Annotated in this window: 25 protein-coding genes; 14 read left to right on the top strand and 11 right to left on the bottom strand. The window is 62.7% G+C overall.

Features of this window, described 5'->3' with window-relative positions; genetic code table 11:
* The 8 genes from hisC to QM996_RS22545 all read left to right on the top strand — a co-directional run bounded on the left by hisC (position 1) and on the right by QM996_RS22545 (position 8,829).
* On the top strand, positions 1 to 1,038 hold the full coding sequence (gene hisC, locus QM996_RS22580; protein WP_334198766.1) for a histidinol-phosphate transaminase: 1,038 nt from the start codon (positions 1 to 3) through the stop codon (positions 1,036 to 1,038).
* Between the two features lie 111 nt (positions 1,039 to 1,149).
* The gene (locus QM996_RS22575) at positions 1,150 to 3,114 is read left to right on the top strand and encodes a DUF2817 domain-containing protein (RefSeq protein WP_500270476.1); all 1,965 of its coding nucleotides are present in this window, start codon (positions 1,150 to 1,152) and stop codon (positions 3,112 to 3,114) included.
* A 77-nt stretch (positions 3,115 to 3,191) separates the two neighbouring features.
* Positions 3,192 to 3,989 (top strand): transporter substrate-binding domain-containing protein, encoded by a 798-nt coding sequence (locus QM996_RS22570; protein WP_334198272.1) that lies wholly within the window; start codon positions 3,192 to 3,194, stop codon positions 3,987 to 3,989.
* 92 nt (positions 3,990 to 4,081) lie between these two features.
* Positions 4,082 to 4,789 (top strand): ABC transporter permease, encoded by a 708-nt coding sequence (locus tag QM996_RS22565; RefSeq protein WP_334198271.1) that lies wholly within the window; start codon positions 4,082 to 4,084, stop codon positions 4,787 to 4,789.
* 3 nt (positions 4,790 to 4,792) lie between these two features.
* Positions 4,793 to 5,479: an ABC transporter permease gene (locus tag QM996_RS22560; RefSeq protein ID WP_334198270.1), complete on the top strand. Its 687-nt coding sequence runs from the start codon at positions 4,793 to 4,795 to the stop codon at positions 5,477 to 5,479.
* A gap of 46 nt (positions 5,480 to 5,525) precedes the next feature.
* Positions 5,526 to 6,653 (top strand): S-(hydroxymethyl)glutathione dehydrogenase/class III alcohol dehydrogenase, encoded by a 1,128-nt coding sequence (locus tag QM996_RS22555; RefSeq protein WP_334198269.1) that lies wholly within the window; start codon positions 5,526 to 5,528, stop codon positions 6,651 to 6,653.
* Between the two features lie 116 nt (positions 6,654 to 6,769).
* Positions 6,770 to 7,345 (top strand): S-(hydroxymethyl)glutathione synthase, encoded by a 576-nt coding sequence (gene gfa / locus QM996_RS22550; protein ID WP_334198268.1) that lies wholly within the window; start codon positions 6,770 to 6,772, stop codon positions 7,343 to 7,345.
* On the top strand, positions 7,306 to 8,829 hold the full coding sequence (locus QM996_RS22545; protein ID WP_500270475.1) for an FAD-binding oxidoreductase: 1,524 nt from the start codon (positions 7,306 to 7,308) through the stop codon (positions 8,827 to 8,829). Before gfa ends, QM996_RS22545 begins: the two co-directional genes overlap by 40 nt.
* 203 nt (positions 8,830 to 9,032) lie before the next feature.
* On the opposite strand, the gene QM996_RS22540 is transcribed toward QM996_RS22545, so the two are convergent.
* Complete coding sequence (locus tag QM996_RS22540; RefSeq protein WP_334198266.1) at positions 9,033 to 9,248, bottom strand: hypothetical protein; 216 nt, start codon at positions 9,246 to 9,248, stop codon at positions 9,033 to 9,035.
* 197 nt (positions 9,249 to 9,445) lie between these two features.
* On the opposite strand from QM996_RS22540, the gene chrA reads away from it, so the two are divergent.
* Both chrA and QM996_RS22530 read left to right on the top strand, forming a co-directional pair.
* On the top strand, positions 9,446 to 10,648 hold the full coding sequence (gene chrA, locus QM996_RS22535) for a chromate efflux transporter (RefSeq protein WP_334198765.1): 1,203 nt from the start codon (positions 9,446 to 9,448) through the stop codon (positions 10,646 to 10,648).
* 130 nt (positions 10,649 to 10,778) lie between these two features.
* Complete coding sequence (locus QM996_RS22530; RefSeq protein ID WP_173518488.1) at positions 10,779 to 11,000, top strand: heavy-metal-associated domain-containing protein; 222 nt, start codon at positions 10,779 to 10,781, stop codon at positions 10,998 to 11,000.
* A 31-nt stretch (positions 11,001 to 11,031) separates the two neighbouring features.
* On the opposite strand, the gene QM996_RS22525 is transcribed toward QM996_RS22530, so the two are convergent.
* Entirely contained in the window at positions 11,032 to 11,475 is a 444-nt protein-coding gene (locus tag QM996_RS22525; protein WP_500270474.1) for a cytochrome c, read from the bottom strand.
* A gap of 228 nt (positions 11,476 to 11,703) precedes the next feature.
* Here QM996_RS22525 and QM996_RS22520 point away from each other — a divergent pair, with 228 nt between their 5' ends.
* The 4 genes from QM996_RS22520 to QM996_RS22505 all read left to right on the top strand — a co-directional run bounded on the left by QM996_RS22520 (position 11,704) and on the right by QM996_RS22505 (position 16,930).
* A complete protein-coding gene (locus tag QM996_RS22520; protein WP_334198264.1) occupies positions 11,704 to 12,066 on the top strand; it encodes a hypothetical protein in 363 nt (120 codons plus the stop codon).
* 99 nt (positions 12,067 to 12,165) lie between these two features.
* Complete coding sequence (locus QM996_RS22515; protein WP_334198263.1) at positions 12,166 to 13,626, top strand: multicopper oxidase family protein; 1,461 nt, start codon at positions 12,166 to 12,168, stop codon at positions 13,624 to 13,626.
* Positions 13,627 to 13,836: 210 nt separating this feature from the next.
* Entirely contained in the window at positions 13,837 to 15,927 is a 2,091-nt protein-coding gene (locus tag QM996_RS22510; protein ID WP_334198764.1) for a copper-transporting P-type ATPase, read from the top strand.
* 418 nt (positions 15,928 to 16,345) lie between these two features.
* Positions 16,346 to 16,930, top strand: coding sequence for a tyrosine phosphatase family protein (locus tag QM996_RS22505; protein ID WP_334198262.1), 585 nt, complete (start codon positions 16,346 to 16,348; stop codon positions 16,928 to 16,930).
* Positions 16,931 to 17,063: 133 nt separating this feature from the next.
* Here QM996_RS22505 and doeB read toward each other — a convergent pair whose 3' ends face one another.
* The 9 genes from doeB to ehuA form a co-directional block, all read right to left on the bottom strand.
* Positions 17,064 to 18,068 (bottom strand): N(2)-acetyl-L-2,4-diaminobutanoate deacetylase DoeB, encoded by a 1,005-nt coding sequence (doeB, locus tag QM996_RS22500; RefSeq protein WP_334198261.1) that lies wholly within the window; start codon positions 18,066 to 18,068, stop codon positions 17,064 to 17,066.
* A gap of 3 nt (positions 18,069 to 18,071) precedes the next feature.
* Positions 18,072 to 19,253: an ectoine hydrolase DoeA gene (gene doeA / locus QM996_RS22495; RefSeq protein WP_173518500.1), complete on the bottom strand. Its 1,182-nt coding sequence runs from the start codon at positions 19,251 to 19,253 to the stop codon at positions 18,072 to 18,074.
* 34 nt (positions 19,254 to 19,287) lie between these two features.
* On the bottom strand, positions 19,288 to 20,280 hold the full coding sequence (gene eutC, locus QM996_RS22490) for an ectoine utilization protein EutC (protein WP_334198260.1): 993 nt from the start codon (positions 20,278 to 20,280) through the stop codon (positions 19,288 to 19,290).
* Positions 20,277 to 21,278, bottom strand: a complete 1,002-nt coding sequence (eutB, locus tag QM996_RS22485) for a hydroxyectoine utilization dehydratase EutB (protein WP_334198259.1) — start codon at positions 21,276 to 21,278, stop codon at positions 20,277 to 20,279. Before eutB ends, eutC begins: the two co-directional genes overlap by 4 nt.
* Positions 21,279 to 21,281: 3 nt before the next feature.
* On the bottom strand, positions 21,282 to 22,058 hold the full coding sequence (gene eutA, locus QM996_RS22480) for an ectoine utilization protein EutA (protein WP_334198258.1): 777 nt from the start codon (positions 22,056 to 22,058) through the stop codon (positions 21,282 to 21,284).
* A complete protein-coding gene (gene ehuD / locus QM996_RS22475) occupies positions 22,058 to 22,720 on the bottom strand; it encodes an ectoine/hydroxyectoine ABC transporter permease subunit EhuD (RefSeq protein WP_334198257.1) in 663 nt (220 codons plus the stop codon). Before ehuD ends, eutA begins: the two co-directional genes overlap by 1 nt.
* 2 nt (positions 22,721 to 22,722) lie before the next feature.
* Complete coding sequence (gene ehuC, locus QM996_RS22470; protein WP_334198256.1) at positions 22,723 to 23,382, bottom strand: ectoine/hydroxyectoine ABC transporter permease subunit EhuC; 660 nt, start codon at positions 23,380 to 23,382, stop codon at positions 22,723 to 22,725.
* Between the two features lie 69 nt (positions 23,383 to 23,451).
* Positions 23,452 to 24,297 (bottom strand): ectoine/hydroxyectoine ABC transporter substrate-binding protein EhuB, encoded by an 846-nt coding sequence (gene ehuB, locus QM996_RS22465; protein WP_334198763.1) that lies wholly within the window; start codon positions 24,295 to 24,297, stop codon positions 23,452 to 23,454.
* Positions 24,298 to 24,368: 71 nt separating this feature from the next.
* Positions 24,369 to 25,154: an ectoine/hydroxyectoine ABC transporter ATP-binding protein EhuA gene (gene ehuA / locus QM996_RS22460; protein WP_334198255.1), complete on the bottom strand. Its 786-nt coding sequence runs from the start codon at positions 25,152 to 25,154 to the stop codon at positions 24,369 to 24,371.
* Between the last annotated feature and the right edge of the window lie 102 nt (positions 25,155 to 25,256).

Raw genomic sequence — 25,256 nt, 5'->3', positions numbered from 1 at the left:
ATGAACATCGCTGCGGCGCGACGGCAAAGCGGTCGGCAAGACATCGCGGCGCTCGCCAGCAACGAGAATCCGCATGGCTGTTCGCCGCGTGTCGCAGCGGCACTCGCAAACCTCGATCCCTCACGCTATTCCGACCCTGGCTGTACAGCTCTGCGCGCGGCGCTCAGCCAGAAGCTCGGCGCTTCCGATGATCGCATCGTCGTCGGCAACGGTTCGGAGGAGATGATCGCGGCAGTATGTCGCGCGGTCCTTAGTCCGGGTGTCCTGGTGGCGACCGTCTGTCCCGGCTTCGGGCTGCACGAAATCGAGGCTTTGGCCAATGGCGCCAATGTCGAGAAGGTCGCCATGCGGGCGGACCTAGACTTCGACATACGGGCGATCGTCGCCATGCTCGAGCGGGCACCGGCGATCTTCTTTCTTTCCTCCCCCTCCAATCCGGTCGGCCCGGCACTCGACCGCGAAGGCCTGGAGCGCGTTCTCGCAGCAGTCACGCCTCAAACGCTCCTCGTGCTGGACGAGGCCTATTTCGAGTTCACCGACGACGACATGCCCGACGGTCTTGCGACGCTTTCCGCCACGGGCCTCTCCTGGGTAGTGCTGCGAACCTTTTCCAAGGCCTATGGCCTTGCGGGCCTGCGCGTCGGATACGCGGTGATGTCCGATGTGCGGCTTGCACGCGCCGTGACAGCGGCCAAGACGCCGTTCAACGTCAATGCTGCCGCACAGGTCGCCGCCGTCGCCGCGCTCGGTGACGAAGCATGGATGTTGTCTTCGGTTGCAGCGTTGAAGCTGGAGCGGGCTCGTGTCTTCGACGCGGTCGCAGCCATGGGACTTTCGTCAGCGAGATCGCAGACCAACTTCCTGTTTATCGACGTCGGCCGGGACAGCCTGGCAGCCATGGAGCACTTTCTGTCGCGCGGCATCATCGTCAAACCGTGGAAGGAGAAGGGCTACGACACTTTCATCCGCGTAACGATCGGCACCCCTGCGGAAAACGACCGTTTTCTCGATGCGCTTCGCGCTTTCGCCAAGGGCTGAAGCCTGCCGCCTCTGAACCTCACACATAACAAAGGGGTACGCCAAGCCCCGCGGGAACGAACAATGAGCGGAAACGCAAGTCTCTACAAGGTAAACCGGGAGCCCAGCCGCATGTCCCCATCAACGCCTGCCGGCCTATTCGCCGGCGATTTCTCGGCCCTGCGCGCGCGGTTTCTCTCCGCCGCACGGACCGCCGGGGCGAGCCTGGTCGAATACCTGCATCCGCTGCACGGCCCGAACGGCGAGCGTCTCGCAACCGATGTCGCCTATCTTGGGCGCGATGATGCCAAGAAGCTCCTGGTGCTGATCTCCGGCACGCATGGCGTCGAGGGCCCTTTCGGCTCGGCCTGCCAGACTGCCTGGCTTTCACAGAATTCGCCCTGGCAGCTTCCCGACGACACTGCCGTCCTGGCGATCCACCTTATCAATCCCTGGGGCACCGCCTGGACGCGCAGGGTGAACGAAGACAACGTCGATCTGAACCGCAACTTCATCGACTGGTTCAAGGGCCCGCCGAAAAACGAACGCTATGCCGCCCTCCACGGTGCCCTTGTCTGTCGCGCCTGGGCTGGGCCGGAGCGTGATGCCGCAACGGAAGCCTACGAAGCAGCGAAGCAGCGGCTCGGCGGTTATGCCGGCATCGCCCCGATCGTCGAAGCCGGCCAGTACGACTTCCCGGATGGCCTGTTCTACGGCGGCGACGGTCCCGTCTGGTCCAACCGCACCCTCACCGAGATCCTGTCGACATTCGCGCAGCGTGCGACCGAGGTCGTCGTCTTCGACCTGCATACGGGGGCCGGCCCCTATGGCTATCCTGCACTTCTCTCCGTTGCCGAGCATGACCATGCTGGCCTCGAATGGGGACGGCACATCTTCGGTCCCGCGCTCTCGATCGTCCTTACCGGCGAGAATGCAACGACGGATACCGGCATTGCCGCGACGGCCACCGGTTATGTCTCAGCCGCGGTGCGAAACGCACTGCCGCAGGCGCGAGTCCTGCCACTGGTCGTCGAGTGCGGGACCCTTGACGGCGCCACCGTCTCCGATGCGGTTCAGGCGGACAACTGGCTTCATTTGTTCGGCAAGATCGATACGCCGCTCGGCAATAGGATCAAGGAGACACTGCGCGCGGCCTTCATTCCCGAAGATCCGGACTGGCAGCGCACCTGTCTTGCAGCTTCGCTGCGCCACTTCGACCGCGCCTTTGCGGACCTCAAGGCAGTTGGCGGCGCAGGAGCCGAAAAACCCGTTCCTGCCGCACCGGCCGTGACCGTCGTCGCCCACCCGCAAGCTGGAGCCCCGAGGCTCGACGAAAGGCCGGCCATCGAGGTGCACGACATTCACAAGCGCTTTGGGCCACTCTCCGTGCTCAACGGCGTCAACATCTCTGCGCAACCGGGCGAGGTCGTTTCGATGATCGGCTCTTCCGGTTCAGGAAAGAGCACCTTCCTGCGCTGCATCAATCTGCTCGAACAGCCGAACGACGGGCGCATCATCATCGACGGCGAAGAAATCCGCATGAAGAAGACGGCGGATGGAGGCGCCGTACCGGCCGACATGAAGCAAGTCGAGCGCATCCGTTCGAGGGTCGGCATGGTGTTCCAGAACTTCAACCTCTGGCCGCACATGACGGTCCTTGAAAACATCATCGAAGCGCCGCTGCATGTCTTGAAGGAAAATCGGCAGGCAGCAATCGACCACGCCCACGCCCTCCTGAAGAAGGTCGGTCTCACCGACAAGCACGCGCAGTACCCCGGCCAGTTGTCCGGCGGCCAGCAACAGCGCGCCGCAATCGCCCGCACGCTCGCCATGCGCCCGAAGCTCATTCTCCTGGACGAACCGACCTCCGCGCTCGATCCGGAGCTGGTCGGCGAGGTGCTGCGCGTGATCCGGCAACTGGCCGAAGAAGGAAATACGATGATCCTCGTGACGCATGAAATGCAGTTCGCACGCGAGGTCTCGCACAAGATCCTCTTCCTCCACCAGGGAAAGGTTGAGGAAGAGGGTGCCCCGGCGGAGGTCTTTACCAACCCGCGCTCCGAACGCATGCGCCAGTTCCTGGCCCGTACGCTCTGACGCTCCGCCGACATCACCCGTCCGGAGACCTCTCCGGACGAGAGCCAACAAGAATGCTCAGCAAGGGGAACCAAAACATGAAGCTGAAAAATCTACTGCTCGCCACATATTTCGCCACCGGTCTCACCGCAGCCCACGCCGCCGAGGGCGAATTGTCGATCGGCACGGAGGGTGAATATCCGCCATGGAGCATGGCTGACTCCGCCGGCAACGTCACGGGCTTCGACGCGGATGTCGGAAACCTGCTCTGCGCCAAGCTGGAAATGAAGTGCCATTTCGTCGTGCAGGCCTTCGACGGTCTCATTCCGGCGCTGAAGGCCAAGCGTTTCGACATCATCATTTCCGGCATGTCGATTACCGCCGAACGCAAGAAACAGATCAATTTCTCGGTCGGCTATGCGGAGCTCGCCAACATGTTCGTGGTGAAGAAGGATTCCGATCTTGTTGGCATCAAGGACATCGAGACGCTGCTGACATCGCTCGACGGCCGCACGGTGGGCGTCCAGGCTGGCACTACCCACGCGCATTTCATGGAAAAGCGGGCCGCGTCCGCGGTCCTGAAGACCTATGACACGCTCGACCAGATGCAGATCGACCTAGCCAGCGGCCGCGTCGAGGCTGCCTTTGCGGATGCATCCGCCCTTCAGGACTTCCTGGGACGCCCCGACGGCAAGGACTTCCAGTTCGTCGACGTCAAGGTGTTGAGCACCTTCGACCCGACGCTCGGCGAGGGCATTGGTGTCGGCATCGCGCAGGAGAACACCGAACTGAAGGCCCGTATCGACACGGCCCTCTGTGAGCTGGTCGCCGACGGCTCGATCGGCAAGGCAAGCCAGACCTGGTTCAAGACGGACATCTCCCGTCCCTGCCAGTAACGGCAACGGCATCCCCGGAGAAAGAGAGACCGACCGGTCGCCTTTCTCCGGGGCCTTATCCGACAGGACAATGCGAAGGTAGGCGGGTCTCGATGGAACTTGGATTTTGGCAGGTATGGGAAGGCGGCTGGGTGTCGGCGATCCTGCGCGGAGCAGCGATTACCATCGCGCTCGGCATGGCGAGCATGACCTTTGGCATCGTCATCGGCGTTGCCTGTGGCCTGATAAAATGGGCGCGGCTTTTCCCGCTGACGCTCGCGGTGGACCTCTACACGTCGATCGTGCGCGGCGTGCCGGAACTTCTGATCATTTATCTCCTCTTTTTCTCCTCCGTCGAGTTCGTGGCCAAGGTCGCCGCCGCCTTTGGCTATGAGGGGCTCGCTGGCAATGGTTATGCCTTCACCATCGCCGTCGTCGCGATCGCCGCGATATCGGGGGCCTATTCAACGGAGGTCGTGCGCGGCGCTCTGGCCGCCATTCCCGGCGGACATATCGAAGCCGCGCGGGCGCTTGGGATCCCAGGCAGGCGCATCTTCCGCCGCATCATCGCCCCGCAGATGCTGCGCATAGCCGTGCCGGGCATGAACAACGTCTGGCAGACCACGATCAAGGATACCGCACTCGTCTCGGTGGTCGGCTTGCAGGAATTGATGCGCGCCGCCTTCGTCGGAGCGGGTTCGACCCGCAATCCCTTCATCTTCTATTTCATCGCCGCTCTCGTCTACCTCGCGATCACGCTGGTCAGCCAAGGTGGTTTTGACTGGATCGAACGCCTTCTGCGCCCCCGTACGAGGAAATAGGTCATGGATTTCGAACTCGTTTTCCTTGCGGTTCCGACCCTTGCCAAGGGACTGTGGCTCACCGCCGTCCTGACGATCGCCTCGGTCGCCATCGGATTCAACCTCGGCTTGGCGCTTGCGGTCATGCGCCTGTCGAAAAACGCGGCTCTCAGCGGTTTTGCCAAGGGCTACAGCACTGTCTTCCGCGGCACACCGCTGCTCGTACAGCTCTTTCTCTTCTATTACGGCCTCGGCCAGCTCTCCTTCGTGCGGGACAACCCCGTGCTCTGGTGGATTATCGGCGATGGCGCCCACTGCGCGGTCATGGCGCTCGCGCTCAACACCGCAGCCTATACGTCGGAGATCTTGCGTGGCGGCCTCATGTCCATTCCCGGAGGGCTCGTCGAAGCGGCGCAGGCCTGCGGCATGTCGCGGCTTCTGCGCTTTCGCCGGATCACGTTTCCCCTCGCTATCCGGCAAGCGCTGCCAGCCTACGGCAACGAACTTATTCTCGTCGTCAAGGGAACGAGTCTGGCCTCGACAATCACCGTCCTGGAGATCACCGGCCATGCCAAGCGGCTGATGAGCCAGACCTATGCAATCCTCGAAATATTCGCCATCGCCGGCATGCTCTATCTGCTCATAAATCTGGTGCTGATCACCCTCGTACGGCTCCTGGAAGCCCGTCTGACACGCTACCTGCCCAGATAAGCCTGCCGCCTGAAACCTTTGGAAACTTCAGAGAAAGAGAAATACAATGGATGTACGCGCCGCCGTTGCCGTTCAGGCCGGCAAGCCGCTCGAGGTCATGACGGTTCAGCTCGAAGGCCCGCGGGCCGGCGAGGTGCTGATCGAGGTCAAGGCCACCGGCATCTGCCACACCGACGACTTCACCCTGTCGGGTGCCGATCCGGAAGGGCTTTTCCCGGCGATCCTCGGCCATGAGGGCGCCGGCATCGTCGTCGACGTCGGCTCGGGCGTCACGAGCGTGAAGAAGGGCGATCACGTCATCCCGCTCTACACGCCCGAATGCCGTGAATGCTATTCCTGCCTGAGCCAGAAGACCAATCTCTGCACGGCGATCCGCACGACCCAGGGCCAGGGCCTGATGCCGGACGGCACCTCGCGCTTCTCGATCGGCAAGGACAAGATCCACCATTACATGGGCTGCTCGACCTTCGCCAACTACACGGTGCTGCCGGAGATCGCCGTCGCCAAGGTCAACCCGGAGGCGCCCTTCGACAAGATCTGCTACATCGGCTGCGGCGTCACCACCGGCATTGGTGCGGTGATCAACACCGCCAAGGTGGAGATCGGCGCGACCGCGATCGTCTTCGGTCTCGGCGGCATCGGCCTCAACGTATTGCAGGGCCTCAGGCTCGCCGGCGCCGACATGATCATCGGCGTCGATATCAATCCGGACCGCAAGCAATGGGGCGAGAAGTTTGGCATGACCCACTTCGTCAATGCCAAGGAGGTTGGCGACGACATCGTGCCCTATCTCGTCAACATGACGAAACGCAATGGCGACCTGATCGGTGGCGCCGACTACACCTTCGACTGCACCGGCAACACCAAGGTGATGCGCCAGGCGCTGGAATCGGCCCACCGCGGCTGGGGCAAGTCGGTGATCATCGGCGTCGCCGGTGCCGGCCAGGAGATCTCGACCCGGCCGTTCCAGCTCGTCACCGGTCGTCAGTGGATGGGCACCGCCTTCGGTGGCGCGCGCGGCCGCACCGACGTGCCTGACATCGTCGACTGGTACATGCAGGGCAAGATCCAGATCGACCCGATGATCACCCACACCATGCCGCTCGAAGACATCAACAAGGGCTTCGAGCTGATGCATTCCGGCGAAAGCATCCGCGGCGTGGTGCTCTACTGAACCGGGAGCAACCCCGCCTGCAGACGGAAAATGCCTGTCTCGCGCCGCCGCGCCGGCGGCCGGCGATACCAGTGAACCGCCGGGCATTCAGCCCCGGCCAAAAGGAGGAGAAGCCCATGCCCAGCCTTGCCATCCATCCATCCCTCGACAGCGGGTTCAAGGCGACGGACGCCGCCTTTGCCGGCGGCACGCTCGTCTGCAATTGCGCGCGCAATCCCGTGAAGGTCACGGTCAATAGCGACATCGCCCATAATCACGCTTGCGGCTGCACGAAGTGCTGGAAGCCAGCCGGGGCGGTGTTCTCCGTCGTCGCCGTGGCGCCGACGGCCAATGTCGAGGTTCTCGAAAACGGCGACAAGCTCGCGGTCGTCGATGCCACCGCACTGATCCAGCGGCATGCGTGCAAGGACTGCGGCGTGCACATGTATGGACCGGTCGACCGCGACCACCCGTTCAAGGGGATGTCCTTCGTCCATCCTGAACGCTTCCAGGAAACGGGCTGGGCAAAGCCGGGCTTTGCCGCTTTCGTCTCCTCGATCGTCGAGAGCGGCTATGATCCGGCCGGGATGGATAGCGTGCGCGCCCGGCTGCGCGAACTGGAGGTGGAGCCCTATGACTGCCTCAACCCAGGTCTGATGGACTACATCGCCACATGGACCGCGAAGAAGAGCGGCGCGCTAAAGACTGCCTGAACGCTAGACCACAAGCATCTCAACATTTTCCGACATCCACCAGCAGGTCGCATCGTATGGATTGCCTAAAGCCCGAGTTCAAAACCGAAATTCGCAGAATTGTCGGTGACGGAAACTTCAAGGACGGAGAGGCCGTCTCCACGATCGACCACGGAGTCTCGCCCGACAATCTGGGGGCACGCGCTGTCGTGTTCCCCAGAACAACCGACGAGGTCGCCGCAGTCGTCAAATGTTGCCGCGCCAATGGGGTTCCGCTCGTCACCCATGGAGGGCGAACCGGGCTCGTCGGCGGCGCGATATCCAGGCCAGGCGAACTAGTGCTTGCGACGGCACGCCTCAATCGAATTCTACAGATTTCACCGATTGAGCGTGTTGCGGTGGTGGAGGCGGGCGTGACGCTGCAGGCGCTGCAAGCGGCCGCTGCCGAACATCGTCTTGAAACAGGGATCGATTTGCCGTCGCGAGGCTCGGCAACGATCGGAGGCATGGCGTCGACGAATGCCGGGGGTATTGCTGCCTTTCGGTTCGGGGTCATGCGGCACCGCATTCTCGGCCTGGAGGCCGTGCTTGCCGATGGCTCCATCTACTCGGACATGACACGGGTCGTGAAAAACGCCACGGGCTATGATCTGAAGCATCTTTTTGTCGGAGCGGAAGGCACGCTCGGCATTATCACGCGCATCGCCGTCAAGCTCGAACCCCAGCCCGCGGCCACGGCCACGGTTCTGTTCGGATTACCGTCCGTGAATGCAGCGCTTGCGGTTGTCCGCCGAGGCCTCGACGCCGAGTATGGTCAACTGCGTGCGGCGGAGGCAATCTGGAATGGCTATTTCCGCCTGACCTCCGGCCATCAATCCTGGTCGGCCGTGGACTACAGTCCCGACCATCCGATCAACCTGCTGGTCTCGCTGGGTGGGCTCGAAGACGGAGCATTGCAATCGGAACTGGAGCGCATCTACGAAAACCTCACCGAGGATCATCCCGACGCCTCGGCGGTGATAGCCTCCTCGGGCGCGCAGGAAGCGGATCTTTGGCGGCTGCGCGAAGACACGGACCTGATCTATCGAAAACATCCGAATGCGCCGTCCTACGATGTCTCGGTTCCGCTCTCCGAGATCGGCTCCTATCTCGATCGCTGCCTTGCGGGCCTGAAGGATCTGGATGCAGCGCTTGACCCTTACGTGTTCGGCCACCTCGCCGACGGAAATCTCCACATCGTTCTCAACGCCGCCGGCGGCGATGTCTCTGCCGAAAAGGCAAAAGCCGTCGAGACGATCCTGTACCGGGATATCGTTGCGATCGGCGGGGCCTTCTCCGCCGAGCATGGGATCGGCATCAAGCGCGTGGGGCAACTGTTGGATACCACAGGCCCCGTGAGGCTGGCGCTGATGCGTCGAGTGAAAGATACGCTCGACGCTGCCGCGATCCTCAATCCCGGCAAGGTGCTGCGCCTCGGGTCTCTCCAGGAGGCATCCGGTTCTTGAATTTGCGTGCCGCGATGCTCCGGCCGTCGCCGCAATCTCGAATACTGACAAGCCGATGCCCGGCAATGAAGACATCATAGCTGTCGCAGTCACATGCCTGTCACCGAAGCCCGCAATATCTCGGCTCCAATTTAACAAGGATCGAGGATTTGATGCTGGGCGGACACTACCGTGCGCGTGTCATTGGCGGCACTGGTCGAGTTCTAGCGGGACCGCCATGCTGCCTCGTTCTTCTGTTCGTAGTCGCTGAACGCCTTTTTGAGACCACCCAGGACCTCCGCCGCCGTTTCGAACATTGCCTTCAACTGCGGCTCGTCGACCTTCAGAATATCTTCGCGCAGATGATCCATGGTGTCCTGCAGGCGCATTTGCATGCTTTGCGTATGCTGACGAAGATCGCGATCGCTTTCACTGGCCATCGGAAGCTCTCCTTTGGTTTCGGCTTCAATCGGCCGCCATCATTTGGCGGAATGAACCCCAACCCATTGCCTCTGCTGTCGGTTCCGGTATCGAGGCAGAGAAGTGATACCACGAAGACGCGGCCAATTGGCTTGCGACACCGGAATTGGTCAACGAGATGACCCAGGAGTTGTTGGTGAAGTCATCGGCGAAAGCTATGCAGGAGCAGGTCGCCGGGGGCCATCGAGGCACTCCAGCCGAAGTCTTCGCGGCATTTTTGAAACTCGGTCTGACATCATTCGGCGGGCCGATCGCTCATCTTGGCTACTTCCGAGACGAACTGGTCGTGCGCCGGAAGTGGATCGATGAAGCCGGCTATGCCGATCTCGTCGCACTTTGTCAATTTCTGCCCGGTCCCGCCTCAAGTCAGGTCGGCTTTGCTCTGGGACTCCTGCGCGGAGGCCCGATGGGCGCACTCGCCGCCTGGGCCGCGTTCACACTGCCATCTGCCCTCCTGCTGATCATTTTTGCCATGGCGGCGACGGCCTTCGACGGTCCAATCGGAACGGGCCTGCTGCACGGGCTGAAGATCGTTGCCGTCGCAGTCGTCGCGCAGGCCGTGTGGGGTATGGCGAAGAGCCTCACTCCGGATCGCGAGCGTGCCAGCATCGCCCTTGCTGCCGTATTGATCGTCGTGTTTGCGGCGGGAGCAATCGGGCAAATCGCAGCGATCATATTTGGCGCCCTCGCCGGGCTCCGGCTGTGCCGCAATGGACCGGTCGCGGGGTCGACGCATCTGACGTTCCGCATCACGCGACCAGTCGGCGTCGTCTGTCTCGTGGCCTTCTTCATTCTGCTTGGCGTCCTGCCGATCGGTGCAGCCGTTTCCCGGAGTTGGTCACTATTCGACGCATTCTACCGCTCAGGTTCTCTCGTCTTTGGCGGCGGACATGTGGTCTTGCCGTTGCTCCAGGCCGAAGTGGTCGCTCCGGGTTGGGTTTCGAATGATGCCTTCCTCGCCGGCTATGGCGCAGCACAGGCAGTACCGGGTCCCCTCTTCACCTTTGCCGCCTATCTCGGTGCGGTCATGGGACCGGCACCGAATGGCATCCTCGGTGCGGGCATCTGCCTCGTTGCGATTTTCCTGCCCGGCTTCCTGCTGCTCGTCGGCGCTCTGCCCTTCTGGGACAGTTTTCGCAAACGGCCCCTTGCTCAGGCTGCGATGCGCGGCGCGAATGCGGCCGTGGTCGGGATTCTGGGAGCGGCACTTTACAGCCAGGTCTGGACCAGCGCCGTATTGAATCCCTACGACTTCGCGCTCGCCCTGACCGCATTCATCCTGCTCGTCGTGTGGAAGGCGCCGCCATGGATTGTGGTCGTAGTCACCGCAATAGGCGGAGCGTCACTGCACCTTCTCTGAGTTCGTCGGAAGCGGCCGTGGGCACGGCGAGATGTCAAAGAAGAAGAAAACTGTTTATGCGCTTTGCTCTTGACCTTGCCACCGTTGGACGCTCCAGATTCACACAGGTCAGATCAAATGGAGTTTCCAAATGCACCATCTCAACATTCCCGACATGACCTGTGGGCACTGCGCCGGAGCGGTCGAAAAGGCAGTGAAGTCGGTCGATCCCAACGCCAAGGTCGCTGTCGACCTCGATGCGAAGACCGCATCGATCGACTCGGAGATCCCCTCCGATGCCTTCGTTGCCGCGATCGCAGAAGCCGGCTACCAGGCCTCCTTCAAGAAATCCTGCTGCAGCCACGTCGGGTGATCCTGGTTTTGCGACGCCCGCTTGCCATCGACTAGTTGTCTTTCGTGCGGAACTTGGCGTGGCAGGACGTGCAAACCTGCAGCATCAAGTGGAAAGCGTGCTCGGCGGACATGGACATCGGGTCGGGCATCGCCGAGTTTCTCTTGGCGAGTGGCCCGCCCATCCGCGCATCGACACCGTGCATCCGCATGTCAGGCGCAAGAACATCAGGATTGCGGTCTGCTGCAACTGAAAGCGCCTCGGCGTAAGCCCCAAGCTCGGTCGCCAGCTTGTCGAATGTCGGTCGCTCCGCTTCGATATTGGCGCTGGCCTTGGAGCCCTCGGCGACGACCGGACCGGCGAACAGCTCCGACAGGCGTTTCCCCGAAAACGCCCTGATGGTTTCGGCGGCCGATTTGAACGCCCTTGCATCGTAGGGGGATGTGCCTTTGAATACGGCGTCGATGCTCTTAGCGGCAGCCGCCACGGCTTTCATGTCCCGCTGCCTCTCACGAACGACGTCATCGCCAGGCTGTGCGGTCGCAGCCGAGACCGACATGACCGCAACCGCAGCAAGAAGGAGACCGGACGATTTAACCGCATTCGAACACATTCGGGTGCCATCCTTTCGCCGTGCCGTTGTCGCCGTTTGATCAAGGTCAAGGCGAAGCCGGCGAGCATCGCGCACTCTCAGTGAATACAGCACGAGGTGTCGGACGAAAACATGATCGCCGCCAGCCAGACCGTCCGGAAACATGCAAGGGGATTGTTGGCCGCCTTGGTCGCCATCCTGTTTCTGGTCACGCCGATTGCCGAGGCGGCCCCCATCGCATGCGAGCCACACATTTCCGGCAGCCAACATGTCATTTCCTCACAGGGCAAAGCCGATCTCCACGGCAAGACCGAAACAGGCGATCAGAAAGCGTGCTGCAAACGCATCTGCGGCCTGTGCTACACGCTTTTTCCGGCCCCAACCTTCGGTGCAGTCACCCTGAACTCGGGCGGCCACCGGGGCCTCGCCCCTCAACCGCCCCTCGACGGCGTCATCTCCCGACCCGCCATAGGCCCTCCTCGATCCATCAGATGAGCCAGGCCAGCCGCCGTTGGGCGGTGGTCCTCCGCGGTCGCGCCCGCTTGGCGCGGTCTTCACCGGCATTGCCCGGCATGGAACAAGAGGTCAATGAAAATGAAACGCCGTGAATTCCTGGGCGGACTGATGTCGGGCGTCGCAGTCGCCGCTTCGGCTGCCGCCCTACACCCAAGCAGAAGCTGGGCTGAGGCCAGCAAGGCAACATCTTCGGGCGCGGGCGCGCGCTCACTTGCAATCACAAAACGCGTCATCGAGGTGAACGGCAGAGCCGCCAACGTCTTCGGGCTTCTCCAACCGGATGGCGCCGTCGGGCTGACGCTCGACGCCGACAGCCCGTTCGACGTCGCACTTTCAAACCAAGGCGGTGAAGCAACACTCATCCATTGGCATGGGCTCGCGCCGCCATGGGACATGGACGGTGTACCGGACAATCCCGCAGCACTGCTGAAGGCAAAGGAGACCCGGCATTACGCGTTTCCGGTGGGCGCGGGCGGCACGCACTGGATGCATGCGCACACGCTCCAGGAGCAGAACCTGCTTGCCGCTCCGCTGATCGTGCGAACCGCCGACGACAGGCAGAGCGACGAGCAGGAAGTCGTTATCCTGTTGCACGACTTCTCCTTCACGCCTGCCGAGGAACTGCTCGCCGATCTGAAGGGATCTTCTACCGGTCATGGGATGGACCACAGCGCGATGATGCAGGGCATGGCATCCAACATGCAGGAAGGCCACATGTCCGGGATGGCCATGTCGGGCATGGCCGCCATGGATCAGAACGACATCGAGTATGATGCCTATCTCGCGAACGACCGTACGCTCGATGATCCGGAAGTCGTCGCCGTCGAAAACGGTGGGCGTGTCCGTCTGCGCGTCATCAATGGCGCAACCGCTACCGCCTTCACGGTCGACACCGGCACCCTGACCGGACAGTTGATCGCGGTTGACGGACAGTCGGTGCAGCCGGTTTCCGGGAACCGTTTCCCGATTTCCATGGGCCAGCGGCTCGATATCCGGCTTGAGCTTCCGGAGTCAGCAGAAGCCCAACCCATCCTCGCGCTGCGAGAAGGCACTAACCATCGTACAGGGATCATCCTGGCGCCATCAGGGGCAAAGATCGCCAAGATTGCATCGCATGGGACGGAGCCCGGACCGGTGGTCGGGCTCGACCTCGAAGAGCGGTTGGCGGCCGTCACGCCCCTTCCCGCTCGCCTTGCAGACCGACGGTTCGAGTTGACCCTGACGGGCAGCATGAGCGGCTACGACTGGCGGATCGAGGGCGGCGATGACCTTGGGGTCCGCGAAGGCGAAAGGATTGAGATCGTCATGCGCAACATGTCGATGATGTCCCACCCGATGCATCTCCACGGACATCACTTCCAGGTCGTCGGCATAGGCGGAAAGGCGCTCGGCGGTGCCATGCGGGATACCGTTCTTGTGCCGCCGATGGGAAGCGTGAACGTCATGTTCGACGCCAACAATCCGGGCCGCTGGCCGCTCCACTGCCATCACCTCTATCACATGGCATCGGGAATGATGTCCTTCGTCGCCTACACGTAACGAGGATGAGACGGCCCGGCCGACGGGAAGGCGCCGGGCCGTATCCTTGTTATCGGCGAGTACCGTTACGGAGACGCCCCAATGGACGACCATAAGCATCACCACCGACATGAAGGTCACGACCATCACGACGCCGAAAAGAGTGCGGTACCTGCCAAGGCCACAGAGAAGCGAAGCTCGGAGCAAGAGGGGGTGATCTACACATGCCCCATGCATCCGCAAATACGGCAAAACGGCCCTGGCAACTGCCCGATCTGCGGCATGGCGCTTGAACCCGAAGTCGTCACCGCCGACGCGGGTCCGAGTGCGGAGCTTGTCGACATGCGGAGGCGGTTCTGGATTGGCTTGGTCCTGGCGCTGCCTGTGCTGGCGCTCGAGATGGGCGGTCATCTCACCAATTTGCACATGGTTCTCGGCGCGCAGGCGTCGAACTGGATCCAGTTCTTCCTGGCGACCCCGGTCGTCCTTTGGGCGGGTGCTCCCTTCTTCGAACGGGCCTGGCAATCGATCCTCACCCGGCACCTCAACATGTTCACGCTCATCGCGATGGGCACGGGCGTCGCCTGGGTCTACAGCGTGGTGGCAACGGTTGCCCCCGATCTGTTTCCGACAACGTTCCAATCCAGCGAGGGGGCAGTTGCGATCTATTTCGAGGCAGCGGCCGTCATCACCGTTCTGGTGCTCCTCGGGCAAGTGCTCGAACTGCAGGCGCGTGAGCAGACCGGCGGCGCAATCCGGGCGCTTCTCGACCTGGCACCGAAAACCGCCCGCATCATCCGCAGCGATGGAAGCGACGAAGATGTGGACCTCGAGGCCGTCGCCGTCGGCGACCGCCTGCGGGTGCGTCCGGGCGAAAAGGTCCCGGTTGACGGCACGCTCGTTGAGGGGCGCAGCTCGATCGATGAATCGATGATCACAGGAGAGTCGATGCCTGTTACCAAGGAGGTCGGCGCAAAACTGATCGGTGGTACGATGAACCGGACGGGCGGCTTCGTCATGGAGGCCGGCAAGGTCGGCCGGGATACCATGCTGTCTCGGATCGTCCACATGGTGACCGAGGCGCAACGCTCTCGCGCCCCGATCCAGCGGCTCGCCGACGAGGTCTCCGGCTGGTTCGTTCCGGTCGTCATCCTGATTGCCGCTATCGCCTTCACGACGTGGATGCTGGTCGGTCCGGAGCCGCGCTTCGCCCACGGACTGGTCGCCGCAGTCGCGGTGCTGATCATCGCCTGCCCCTGCGCTCTAGGCCTTGCCACCCCGATGTCGATCATGGTCGGCGTCGGCAAGGGTGCCGGCGCCGGTGTGCTGATCAAGAACGCCGAAGCGCTCGAGCGCTTCGAGAAGGTCGATACGCTGGTGGTCGACAAGACCGGAACCCTGACCGAAGGCAAGCCCAAGGTCACCGAAATCGTCGCCGTGAGCGGGGTATCGGAGGACGAACTACTACGGCTGGCCGCTACGCTGGAGCGCGCGAGCGAGCATCCTCTGGCAAGCGCCATCGTCGACATCGCCAGCGAGCACAATGTGAAACTCGGATCTGCCGAAGACTTCGACAGTCCGGTCGGCAAGGGCGTGACGGGCGTCGTCGATGGCCACCGGCTGATCATCGGCAGTCACCGGATCATGTCCGAGGAAAAAGTCGATGTCTCCGCCCTCTCGCAGAAAGCCGAAGACCTGCGCGGCGAAGGGGCAACCGTCATCTTCGCCGCCATCGATGGTCGCCTGGGCGGGTTGTTCGCAATTTCCGATCCGATCAAGTCGACGACACCGGCAGCGGTCGAAGCGCTGGTCAAGGATGGCGTGCGCGTGGTGATGCTCACGGGGGACAACAAGACCACGGCCAGTGCGGTCGCCCGCAAGCTCGGCATCAAGGAGGTCGAGGCGGAAGTGCTCCCCGAACACAAGAGCGAGATCGTCGCCCGCCTACGCAAGGAAGGCAGGATCGTCGCCATGGCGGGTGATGGCGTCAACGACGCCCCTGCCCTTGCCGCCGCCGACGTCGGCATCGCCATGGGAACCGGGACCGATGTGGCGATCGAAAGTGCCAGCGTGACGCTGCTCAAAGGCGATCTGCAAGGCATCGTCCGGGCGCGGCGGCTCAGTCACGCGACGATGGCGAACATCCGGCAGAACCTCTTCTTCGCCTTCATCTATAACGCCGCCGGCGTACCCGTTGCCGCGGGCGTGCTCTACCCTGCCTTCGGGCTTCTGCTGTCGCCGATCATCGCAGCCACCGCCATGGCGCTTTCGTCCGTCAGCGTGATCGGCAACGCCCTGAGATTGAGGAGCGCCCGAATCTGAGACCGTAGCTCGTCCCTGGCCGCACCGTTGACGGACCGGCTGCAGACAGCATGTGGACAGGAAAGCGTCGACATGCCCTCTCCCGCAGGCAAAGGACCCGGCGCATGCGTTGCACGGGCAGACCGGCCTCCTTGTCCAGGCTGCTCGACCAAGACTCCGGCAGGCAACGAGCTACCTTATTTCGAACATCGAGGTTGCCAAGAAAGCCGGCACACGTATAGTTTCCATCTCCCCGGCGGCTTCGTTGTCGCCTCCCTCGCCGATGGAAACATCAATCTCAACGCCTGCCACGCGCCGCCCCATCCCCCATCGTGCCGACCGGTCGCGCCCGATGTCTGCGATGCTCGACGTGCTCTTTGCACTGCTCGCACGCAATGGGAGGCAGACGCTTCATGAAACCGATGCTAGGATAGCGGACATGGAAACGACCCTTTCTCCAATGCTGACCGTTTGCGGTATCGAGGAACTGCCGGGTCAGAGCAGCCGAAACGTGACCCATGTTCTGTCGATCGTCGATCCGGAACTTCCGGAACTGGAAGCTTTCGACGCCTACGGTGAGCATCACCGCACGATCTTGCGCTTCCACGATATCATTGAGGCGGCGCCGAACCGGGTGATGCCTCGCCCGGACCATGTGGAAGCCATCCTTCGCTTCGGTACAGATTTCCTGATGCGTGAAGATCGGGAAGCTGCCAGCCATGTGCTGGTTCATTGCCATATGGGCGTATCGCGCTCGACGGCAGCCATGCTGACCCTGATGGCGCAGGCAAATCCGGAGGAGTCCGGTGAAAAGCTCTTTGCCCGCCTCGCCGCCATCCGCCCGCAGGCCTGGCCGAACTCCCAGATGATCGTCTTTGCCGATGAACTGCTCGGGCGCGCGGGCGAGCTCACCACTGCACTCGGCCGCCACTACGGCCGCCAGATCAAGAGCCGCCCGGAGTTCAGCGAGTGGATGACGTCCCTCGGCCGCCAGGCCGAACTGCAGATGGCCATCCACGTCTGACGGCTGAAGGCGCACCCCTCCTCCGGCATCACCGGAAAGGGCAGCAGACCCAATCTCAGCTAACGGACCCGCTTCCATCGGCGGGTCCGCCGATGGACGGCACCTGCAAGGAGCAGCACACGCGCTTCCGTCCTCAGGTCTCGACGGCAAGCACGCTGACGCAATCGCCGGCCTTGACGAGCCCGGGGAAATGACGGGCCGCGAGGATGCCACCCATCTTCGCCTCGACGTCCAGTGGTCGAACGCCCGTGCGGCCGATGGGATAGATGCGGGCGACAACCTCCCCTTTCTTCACCTGATCGCCGAGATCGAAGAGCGGTTCGATGAGGCCGGTGTCCTCGGCGAAGGAAAAGCAGTTTTCATCCGGCATGTCGAGCCAGGTGGTCCTTGCACTTTCAACAGTCCCCTTGAGGATACCGGCCGCCCTCAACACGTTCGAAACGCCTGTCTTGGCGATGCGAGCGCTTTTGGCCGTGGCCGTCCCCCCTCCGCCGAGCTCTGTGGTGACGAAGATCTTGCCCATCTCCTCCGCTGCGGTGTCGTACATGCCGACGGCGTCGATCTCCAGCATCTTCATCGACCACGGGGCGCCGAAGGCGCTGACGAGGTCGAAGGCTTTTGCCTCTTGCGCCTTGTCGGGCAGGATATGGGCGGCGCAGAAGGGCAGGAAATCGAGCGTCTTGCCGCCCGAATGGAAGTCGAGCACGATATCGGCGAGCGGCAGCAGGGTGCGCTGGAAATAGTCGGCGATCTTCTGGGTGACTGTGCCGTCCGGCGCACCCGGAAAGCTGCGGTTCATATTGCCCTTGTCGATCGGCGAGGTGCGCGTGCCGGCGAGAAAGGCCGGATAGTTCATCGCCGGCACGATGATGACCCGGCCTGTGACGTCCTCGGCCTTCAACGTGCGGGCGAGATCGAAGAGCGCGATCGGCCCCTCATATTCGTCGCCATGGTTGCCGCCGGTGAGAAGGGCCGTTGGGCCCTCCCCATTCTTGACGACCGTGACCGGGATCATCACCGAGCCCCAGGCGGAATCGTCGCGACTATATGGCAGACGCAGAAAACCGTGCTGCACGCCTTCGGCCGAAAAATCGACCGTGGAGCTGATCGGCGAAGGACGAAGTGTGAGGTCCCGCATGGCTCAATCCTTCACGAGAAGCTTGCGCGGCACATTGGCGAGGCACTCGACGCCGGTCCCGGTAATCAAGATGCTTTCCGTCGTCTCGAAGCCCATATCCTCGAGCCAGAGCCCCGTCATGAAGTGGAAGGTCATGCCCGGCTTCAGTTCGCTCCGGTCGCCGGGACGCAGGCTCATCGTGCGCTCGCCCCAGTCCGGCGGATAGGAAACGCCGATGCCGTAGCCCGTGCGGTTGTCCTTCACGATGCCGTATTTCTTGAGCACGGCGAAGAAGGCATTGGCGATATCCTCGCAGGTATTGCCGGGCCGCGCCTTCTCGAGGCCCGCTTCCATGCCTTCGAGCGTTGCCTTCTCGGCGTCGAGGAACGCCTGTGTCGGCTTGCCGAGGAAGACGGTGCGTGAGAGCGGCACGTGGTAACGGTGGTAGCAGCCGGCGATCTCGAAGAAAGTGCCCTCGCCGGATTTCATCGGTCGATCGTCCCAGGTCAGGTGCGGCGCGGAGGCCTCCACGCCCGAGGGCAGGAGCGGCACGATCGCCGGATAGTCGCCGCCGATGCCGTCCACGCCACGTGTGCCGGCATCGTAGATTTCCGCGACGAGGTCGCACTTGCGCATGCCGACCTCGATCTTGTCGAAGATGCGCTCATGCATTTTCTCGACGATCTTCGCGGCATTGCGCATATAGCGAATTTCCGCCTCGCTCTTGACCGCGCGCTGCCAGTTGACGAGTGCGGTCGCGTCGACGAAGCGGGCATTCGGCAGGTGTTTCGTGAGCGAGGCGAAGGCGGCGGCGGAAAACCAGTAATTGTCCATCTCCACGCCGATCGTCAGCTTGTCGAGGCCACGCTCGGCGAGTTTGGCCGAGAGATAGTCCATCGGATGGCGCTCGGTGGACTGCACATAATGGTCCGGATAGCCGATGATGTTCTCGTGCTTCAGATAGGCGGTGAATTTGGCGCCGTTGGCATCCTGCCCGCGGCCGTACCAGATCGGTTCGCCCGTCGGCGGCACGACGACGCATTGATGCACGTAGAAGGACCAGCCGTCATAGCCGGTCAGCCAGTTCATGTTCGACGGATCGCTGACGATCAACACGTCGATACCTTTGGCTTCCATGGCAATGCGCGTTTTTTGAAGACGCGCTTCATACTCCGGAAGTGAAAACTTCAGGTTCGCTTGTTTCATCGGTTTTTCCTCTATACCCGGCGAAAAGCCGGTCTCAACTCTCGAAGATCGTGCCGGCGCCCGCCGTTGCCGCGCGGGCGGCAGCAAGCGTTGCGATGGCCGTATCCTGAATGCCCGTGCCGGTAAGGTCCGCCACGGTGATCTCATCGGGGCCGCTGCGGCCCGGCTTACGCCCGGCGATGATCTCGCCGAGTTCGGGGAAGATCGCGCTCTCCTTCACAAGGCCCGCCTCTATGGCATGGTGCAGTTCGCCGAGCTTGCGCGTCTGCTTGAGGCTATCGGCGACATAGAGGCCGGCGCCGGTAATCACGGCGGGCTCGATCTCATTCTTGTGCTCAGCATCCGAACCCATGGCCGTGACATGCTGGCCAGGCTGGAGCCATTCGGCCTTGAGCACCGGTGTTTCCGAAGGGGTCGTGGTAACGACGATGTCGGCGCCATCAACCGCTGCCCTGCCATCGACTACCGTGCGAACGGGAAAACCGAGGCTCCTCGTCAGCTCCGTTGCCGCGGCTTCGGCCTTTGCTGCGTCCCTCGCCCAGATGCGCGCCTCGCGGATCGGCCGCACGAGGCGTAAGGCTTCGAGCTGAAGCCTGGCCTGCATGCCGGCCCCGAAGATGGCGGCAACCGCGGCATCCGGGCGCGCGAGATGCCGCGCCGCGACCGCGCCGGCGGCGGCGGTGCGCACATCCGTCAGATAGCCATTGTCGAGGAGCACGGCCTGTACCAGGCCCGTCTTCGTCGAAAGCAGCACCATCAGGCCGTTTGTGCTCGGCAGGCCGATCTTCGGATTGTCGAAGAAGCCGGGGCTGATCTTGATGGCAAAACCGTCGAGGCCCGGCACATAGGCGGTCTTCACATCCACTTCGCCGCGCGCTTCGGGCATGTCGAGCCTGAGGATCGGCGGCATGGCGACTGCCTTGGTGGCGAGCGCGTGGAACGCTTCCTCCACACAGGCAATGGCTTCAAGATCGAGCGGGACAATGCGCCGGAGTTCCGCCTCGGTGAGAATTTTCATCGTCGTCATGCCGCTGTCTCCTGCAACGCATCGGCATTCCCATTGATGACCCGCCGGTGCAGGTCCATGTCCACATTGCGACCGGAGAGGATCACCGCCACCGGCCCGTCCAGTCGGCTGAGCCGGTCGGAAAGCAGCGCCGCGATGCCGACGGCCCCGGCACCCTCGATCACCTCGCGCTCCTCGGCATAGGCATGCCGCATGCCCGCCGCGATCTCGTCTTCCGAAAGCAGGATCACCCCGTCCAGCAGAGCGCGGCACATCTTAAAGGTCACGGCATTGTCAAGGCCGATGCCGCCGCCCAGCGAATCGGCAAGGCTTGCCACTTCCTCGACCTGCACCGGCCGTCTGGCATCGAGGCTCGCCTTCATCGCCGCGCCACGCTCCATGGTGAGACCGATGACGCGGGTTTTCGGAAAACGCCCTTTCACCGCCACAGCGACACCGGCCGCAAGCCCACCGCCGGAGAGCGGCACAAGAACCGTTGCCACGTCCTGCATTGCCTCAACGATCTCCAGGCCGAGCGTGCCTTGCCCCGCCACGACGGCTCGATCGTCGAAGGGCGGCACCATGACGAGGCCGTCTTCGGCCACCAGCCGGTCGACCTCGACCTGCGCCTCGTCCTGCGATTTGCCGACGATGCGGACATTCGCGCCAAGCCGGCGGATTTCCGAAACCTTGTTGTCAGGCACGAGCCGCGACATGCAGATCGTCGCGACCGCGCCTTCCGACTTGGCGGCATGGGCAAGCGCCCGGCCGTGATTGCCCGTCGAGGCGGCGACGACGCCCCTCGCCCGCTCTTGCGGCGTCAGCGAAAGCACCGCGTTGGTCGCGCCGCGCAGCTTGAAGCTACCGGTCGTCTGGTGGTGTTCGAGCTTGAGGCCGACAGGCACGCCACAGCGTTCGGAAAGCGAAGGGGAAGGCACGAAGGGTGTACGCAGAACCCGCCCCGTGATGCGCCGGGCCGCCTGTTCGATATCCGCCAATGTCACGGGAAGGTTCGACATGGGTCACCGGTCCGAATAGGCAAGCGCCATCAGGCGGCCGCGTTCCGGTCGCGCCGTCTCGTCACCGCAAAGGCGCAGGCAGGCCCAGGCGGTGGCAAGGTTGCTGGTGACGACCGGCTTGCCAATCGCGGCCTCGATTTCGGCCGCCACCCCCGCCGCGCGAACCGCCGTGCAGGAGATGAAGAGTGCGTCGCTATCGGGCGCAGTCGCTTCCTTCGCGAAGGCAACGATTTCCTCCGGGGAAATGCGCGCCATCTCCCGATCGTCGGTGAGGCCAAGGCAGGTGAAGCGGGCGATGTCGAAGCCGAGCGCCAGGAAATAATCGGCCATCGGCTTGCTGGTTTCGATCGTGTAGGGCGTCAGCACCGCAATCCGCTTCGCGCCAAAGGCCCTAAGGCCCGAAGCAGCGGCCGCCGTGGGCGTGACGACGGCGGCGGTGGGCTTGGCGGCCCGGATGGCCGCCCGCACCTCCGCGTCGCCTATGACGACGGAAGCGGAGGTGCAGGAATACATGACGACGTCGAGAGGTTCGTCCGGCAGGATCAACGCAGCCGCCGATGTCAGCGAGGGCTGCATGGCGCGGAGGTTTGCCGGCGTCACCGGGTTGGCGTAGGGGATGCGGGTCGCGTAGACGCCGATCCGCTCGTTCGCCACCATCCGCTGGAAGTCCACTTCCGTCGTGTGGTCGGTCGCAAGGGCGATCAGGCCGACGCGTTTGTCCAGCGGGCGATCATCCAATTTCGGCGCACGCGCGGCGAGCCTAAGGTCGAGCGTCTGCATCAGTGTTCCTCCACCCGGGCGTAACGTTCCTCCAGCCAGCGCAGGAAGACGACAGAGATCAGGCTCATGATCAGGAAAAACACCCCGACCAGCGTCATCGGCTCGATATAGCGATAGCTGCTGTTGGCGACGCTTTTCGCCTGGTTCATCAGTTCGAGCACGGTGATGGCCGAGAGCAGCGGCGTCTCCTTGAACATGGCGATGAGATAGTTGGCGAGCGCCGGGATCATTGGCGGGATCGCCTGCGGCAGGATGACATGGATCCAGGTCTGGCGTCCCGTGAGGTTCGTCGCCTTCGCCGCTTCCCATTGACCTCGCGGCACGTTCTCGATGCCGGCGCGGTAGACCTCCGCCGCATAGGTGCCGTAGTGCAGTCCGAGCCCGATGATGCCGGCGAGCAATGCCGGCAGCCGAATGCCGATATCCGGCAGCACATAGAAGATGAAATAAAGCTGCACGAGCAGCGGCGTGCCGCGAATGAACTCCACGACGAAAGCCGTGGCGCGGGCGATCGGCTTTGGGGCGGTCATGCGCAGGATGGCAAAGACGAGGCCGATGATGGCGGCAAGCGCCGCACCGAGCACGGTGGCCAGAATGGTGATCTTTAGGCCCTCGATGAGGGTCGGCGTGATTTCCCAGACGAAGTTCCAGTCCCATTCCATCGTCAGGTCCTCACGCCATCGAGGCCGCGTGTAACCCGGCGTTCCAGCCAGCGCATGCCGTGGGAGATGGCAAGCGCCATCAGGAAGTAGAGCACGAGGATCGTTGCGAAAGGAACGAGCGTGCTGCCGGTCTGGGCGCGTACCACCTGCGCCTGGAAGGTCATGTCTGTCAGCGAAATCAGCGAAACGACGGCCGTGCCCTTTAAAAGTTCGATCGCATTGTTGCAGAAGGTCGGAAGCATAAGCGGCAGGGCCTGCGGAAGAATGACGTAACGCATCGACTGATAACGCGAGAGATTGAGGGCAATGCAGGCTTCGCGCTGTTCGCGGCCGATCGCCTTGACGGCGCCGCGTACGACTTCGGCCCCATAGGCCCCGACATTCAGCCCCAGCGCCAGAACACCCGCTTGAAGCGGCGACAGCGTGACCCCGGCGAAAGGCAGGACGAAATAGACCCAGAAGAGCTGGACGAAGATCGAAGTACCGCGGAAAAATTCGATATAGGTGGTGGCGAGCGCGCGAACCGCCAGGAAGCGGCTGACGCGCCCGAGGCCGGCGACGAACGCCATGACGAGAGCGAGCACGGAGCCGAGCGCGGTGAGCTCAAGCGTCACGAGCGCACCCTGCAGGATCAGTCCTATGTAACCGGACCAGTCGGTCATCGTTCTTCCATATAGCAAGGAGATGGCTGCCTCTCCCCGAACTGGGGAGAGGACGGATTGCTGCGGCGCTTACTTGGCGGCGCAGAGCTTCTCGCGTGTCGTTGACATCGCGGCCGCAGCCGAGAAGCCATAGGGTTCGATGATCTTGGCGAACTCGCCCGACTTCTTGAGCTTGGCGAGTTCCACGTCGAAGGCGTCACGCAACGCTTCGTCACCCTTCTTGAAGGCCGCGCCGTCGCAATAGACCGGCGCGCCTTCGACCGGCGCCACGACTTCGACACCGGGATCGTTCGCCTTGGCGACGAGATCGTTGATCGAAAGCACCGGCAGCGAATAGACGTCGATACGGCCATCCTGCAGCATCTTCAGTCCGCTCTGGCCATCCGGCACGACAATGACGCGTTCGCGCGGCACGCCAGCCTCGAGCGCGAGCTTCTCTTCCGTACCGCCGCCGGGCGCCCCGATCTTGGCATCCGGATTGTCGGCGATATCCTTGTAGCTCTTGAGCTTGAGCGGGTTGCCCTTCTTCAGCGCGAAGGCCTCGGCGTCACAGAGGATCGGCTCGGAATAGGCGACGGCGGCGCAACGTTCCGGCTTCATGAAGAGGCCGGCGGTGATGACATCGTGCCGGCCGGCCTGAAGACCCGGGATCATCGCGCCATACTCCGAGATCGAGGCAACGATGTCGTTGACGCCGAGGTGCTTGAAGACCTCACGCGCCACATCAGGTGCAGCACCTGAAACCTTGCCGTCGGCGGCAACCGCGGTGAAGGGCGGTTCGTTCGCGATCGCGACACGGGCGAACCCCTGTTCCCGCAGTTCCTCAAGCTTGCTGTCGTCGGCCCAAGCGGGCGCCGCGGCGACGATCGCCGTCAGGACGCCCGCGCCGGCGGCCATGGTCAAAAAGGTCCTCATGCTCATTGTTCCGAACTCCTCTGGCTGTCCCTGTTGTTGTTTGGAGCATTGTTTCCGGGTGGCGAAGCCACTCAGACGCGGTGCCCTGCCGCGATGATCTTGCGCAGGAAGGTCTGCGTGCGCTCCTGCTTGGGATTGCGGAAAATCTCGTCCGGCTTGCCTTCCTCGACGATCTTGCCGCGATCGAAGAAGAGGATCCGGTCGGCAAAATCGTGGGCGAAGCCCATCTCATGCGTGACGAGCAGCATGGTCATGTCGGTCTCGACGGCGAGCTTGCGCATGACGTTCAGCACTTCTTCGACCAGTTCCGGGTCGAGCGCCGAGGTCACCTCGTCGAACAGCATGATCTTTGGCGATAGAGCGAGCGCACGGGCAATGGCAACGCGCTGCTTCTGTCCGCCGGAGAGTTGCGCGGGCATGCTCTTCGCCTTGTCGGCCATGCCCACCATGTCGAGAAGGTCCATCGCCCGTTTCTCGGCCGCTGCCCTTGCCACGCCCTTCGTCAACATCGGAGCCAATGTGACATTGTCGAGAACGCATTTGTGCGGGAAGAGATTGAAGTGCTGGAAGACCATGCCAATCTTCTCGCGCATCTTGTGAAGATGGCGGTCGTCAGCGGGCGCGAGGCTGCCATTCTTCGGTATGTGATAGAGTTGGTCGCCATCGATCTCGATATGGCCGCCGCTGATCGCCTCCAGCGTCATGAGAATGCGCAGGATCGTCGTCTTGCCGGAGCCGGAAGGGCCAATGAGCGCCAGCTTTTCACCTGGCAGCACCTCCATCGACAGACCGTCGAGTACGGTCAAGGGACCGTAGCGCTTGGTAATGTTGTCGATGCGGATGATCGGCGCGGCCATGCATGTCTCTCCCTGTTGAGACAAGTGATGGAGCAACGATGCGCGGCAATCAAAATCATGTCAATCCGAATAATAATATCAGTACAATTATTGTTGTACTGC

The organism is Sinorhizobium chiapasense (genome assembly GCF_045277575.1).
GTDB classification, from domain to species: Bacteria; Pseudomonadota; Alphaproteobacteria; order Rhizobiales; family Rhizobiaceae; genus Ensifer; species Ensifer chiapasense_A.
The sequence above is the reverse complement of the archived record's forward strand: the minus strand, read 5'-3'. Positions and strand labels throughout refer to the sequence as shown.

What these genes read in the sequence shown, in the direction of transcription:
- QM996_RS22540 (WP_334198266.1), bottom strand. Translation starts at nt 9,248, where the DNA reads ATGGCCAGTGAAAGCGATCGCGATCTTCGTCAGCATACGCAAAGCATG.
- QM996_RS22575 (WP_500270476.1), top strand. Translation starts at nt 1,150, where the DNA reads ATGTCCCCATCAACGCCTGCCGGCCTATTCGCCGGCGATTTCTCGGCC.
- chrA (WP_334198765.1), top strand. Translation starts at nt 9,446, where the DNA reads ATGCAGGAGCAGGTCGCCGGGGGCCATCGAGGCACTCCAGCCGAAGTC.
- doeB (WP_334198261.1), bottom strand. Translation starts at nt 18,068, where the DNA reads ATGCGGGACCTCACACTTCGTCCTTCGCCGATCAGCTCCACGGTCGAT.
- QM996_RS22530 (WP_173518488.1), top strand. Translation starts at nt 10,779, where the DNA reads ATGCACCATCTCAACATTCCCGACATGACCTGTGGGCACTGCGCCGGA.
- eutA (WP_334198258.1), bottom strand. Translation starts at nt 22,058, where the DNA reads ATGCAGACGCTCGACCTTAGGCTCGCCGCGCGTGCGCCGAAATTGGAT.
- ehuC (WP_334198256.1), bottom strand. Translation starts at nt 23,382, where the DNA reads ATGACCGACTGGTCCGGTTACATAGGACTGATCCTGCAGGGTGCGCTC.
- eutB (WP_334198259.1), bottom strand. Translation starts at nt 21,278, where the DNA reads ATGTCGAACCTTCCCGTGACATTGGCGGATATCGAACAGGCGGCCCGG.
- ehuA (WP_334198255.1), bottom strand. Translation starts at nt 25,154, where the DNA reads ATGGCCGCGCCGATCATCCGCATCGACAACATTACCAAGCGCTACGGT.
- ehuD (WP_334198257.1), bottom strand. Translation starts at nt 22,720, where the DNA reads ATGGAATGGGACTGGAACTTCGTCTGGGAAATCACGCCGACCCTCATC.
- QM996_RS22505 (WP_334198262.1), top strand. Translation starts at nt 16,346, where the DNA reads ATGGAAACGACCCTTTCTCCAATGCTGACCGTTTGCGGTATCGAGGAA.
- QM996_RS22565 (WP_334198271.1), top strand. Translation starts at nt 4,082, where the DNA reads ATGGAACTTGGATTTTGGCAGGTATGGGAAGGCGGCTGGGTGTCGGCG.
- QM996_RS22525 (WP_500270474.1), bottom strand. Translation starts at nt 11,475, where the DNA reads ATGAAAGCCGTGGCGGCTGCCGCTAAGAGCATCGACGCCGTATTCAAA.
- doeA (WP_173518500.1), bottom strand. Translation starts at nt 19,253, where the DNA reads ATGAAACAAGCGAACCTGAAGTTTTCACTTCCGGAGTATGAAGCGCGT.
- eutC (WP_334198260.1), bottom strand. Translation starts at nt 20,280, where the DNA reads ATGACGACGATGAAAATTCTCACCGAGGCGGAACTCCGGCGCATTGTC.
- hisC (WP_334198766.1), top strand. Translation starts at nt 1, where the DNA reads ATGAACATCGCTGCGGCGCGACGGCAAAGCGGTCGGCAAGACATCGCG.
- QM996_RS22510 (WP_334198764.1), top strand. Translation starts at nt 13,837, where the DNA reads ATGCATCCGCAAATACGGCAAAACGGCCCTGGCAACTGCCCGATCTGC.
- QM996_RS22545 (WP_500270475.1), top strand. Translation starts at nt 7,306, where the DNA reads ATGGACCGCGAAGAAGAGCGGCGCGCTAAAGACTGCCTGAACGCTAGA.
- QM996_RS22520 (WP_334198264.1), top strand. Translation starts at nt 11,704, where the DNA reads ATGATCGCCGCCAGCCAGACCGTCCGGAAACATGCAAGGGGATTGTTG.
- QM996_RS22515 (WP_334198263.1), top strand. Translation starts at nt 12,166, where the DNA reads ATGAAACGCCGTGAATTCCTGGGCGGACTGATGTCGGGCGTCGCAGTC.
- QM996_RS22560 (WP_334198270.1), top strand. Translation starts at nt 4,793, where the DNA reads ATGGATTTCGAACTCGTTTTCCTTGCGGTTCCGACCCTTGCCAAGGGA.
- QM996_RS22570 (WP_334198272.1), top strand. Translation starts at nt 3,192, where the DNA reads ATGAAGCTGAAAAATCTACTGCTCGCCACATATTTCGCCACCGGTCTC.
- gfa (WP_334198268.1), top strand. Translation starts at nt 6,770, where the DNA reads ATGCCCAGCCTTGCCATCCATCCATCCCTCGACAGCGGGTTCAAGGCG.
- ehuB (WP_334198763.1), bottom strand. Translation starts at nt 24,297, where the DNA reads ATGAGGACCTTTTTGACCATGGCCGCCGGCGCGGGCGTCCTGACGGCG.
- QM996_RS22555 (WP_334198269.1), top strand. Translation starts at nt 5,526, where the DNA reads ATGGATGTACGCGCCGCCGTTGCCGTTCAGGCCGGCAAGCCGCTCGAG.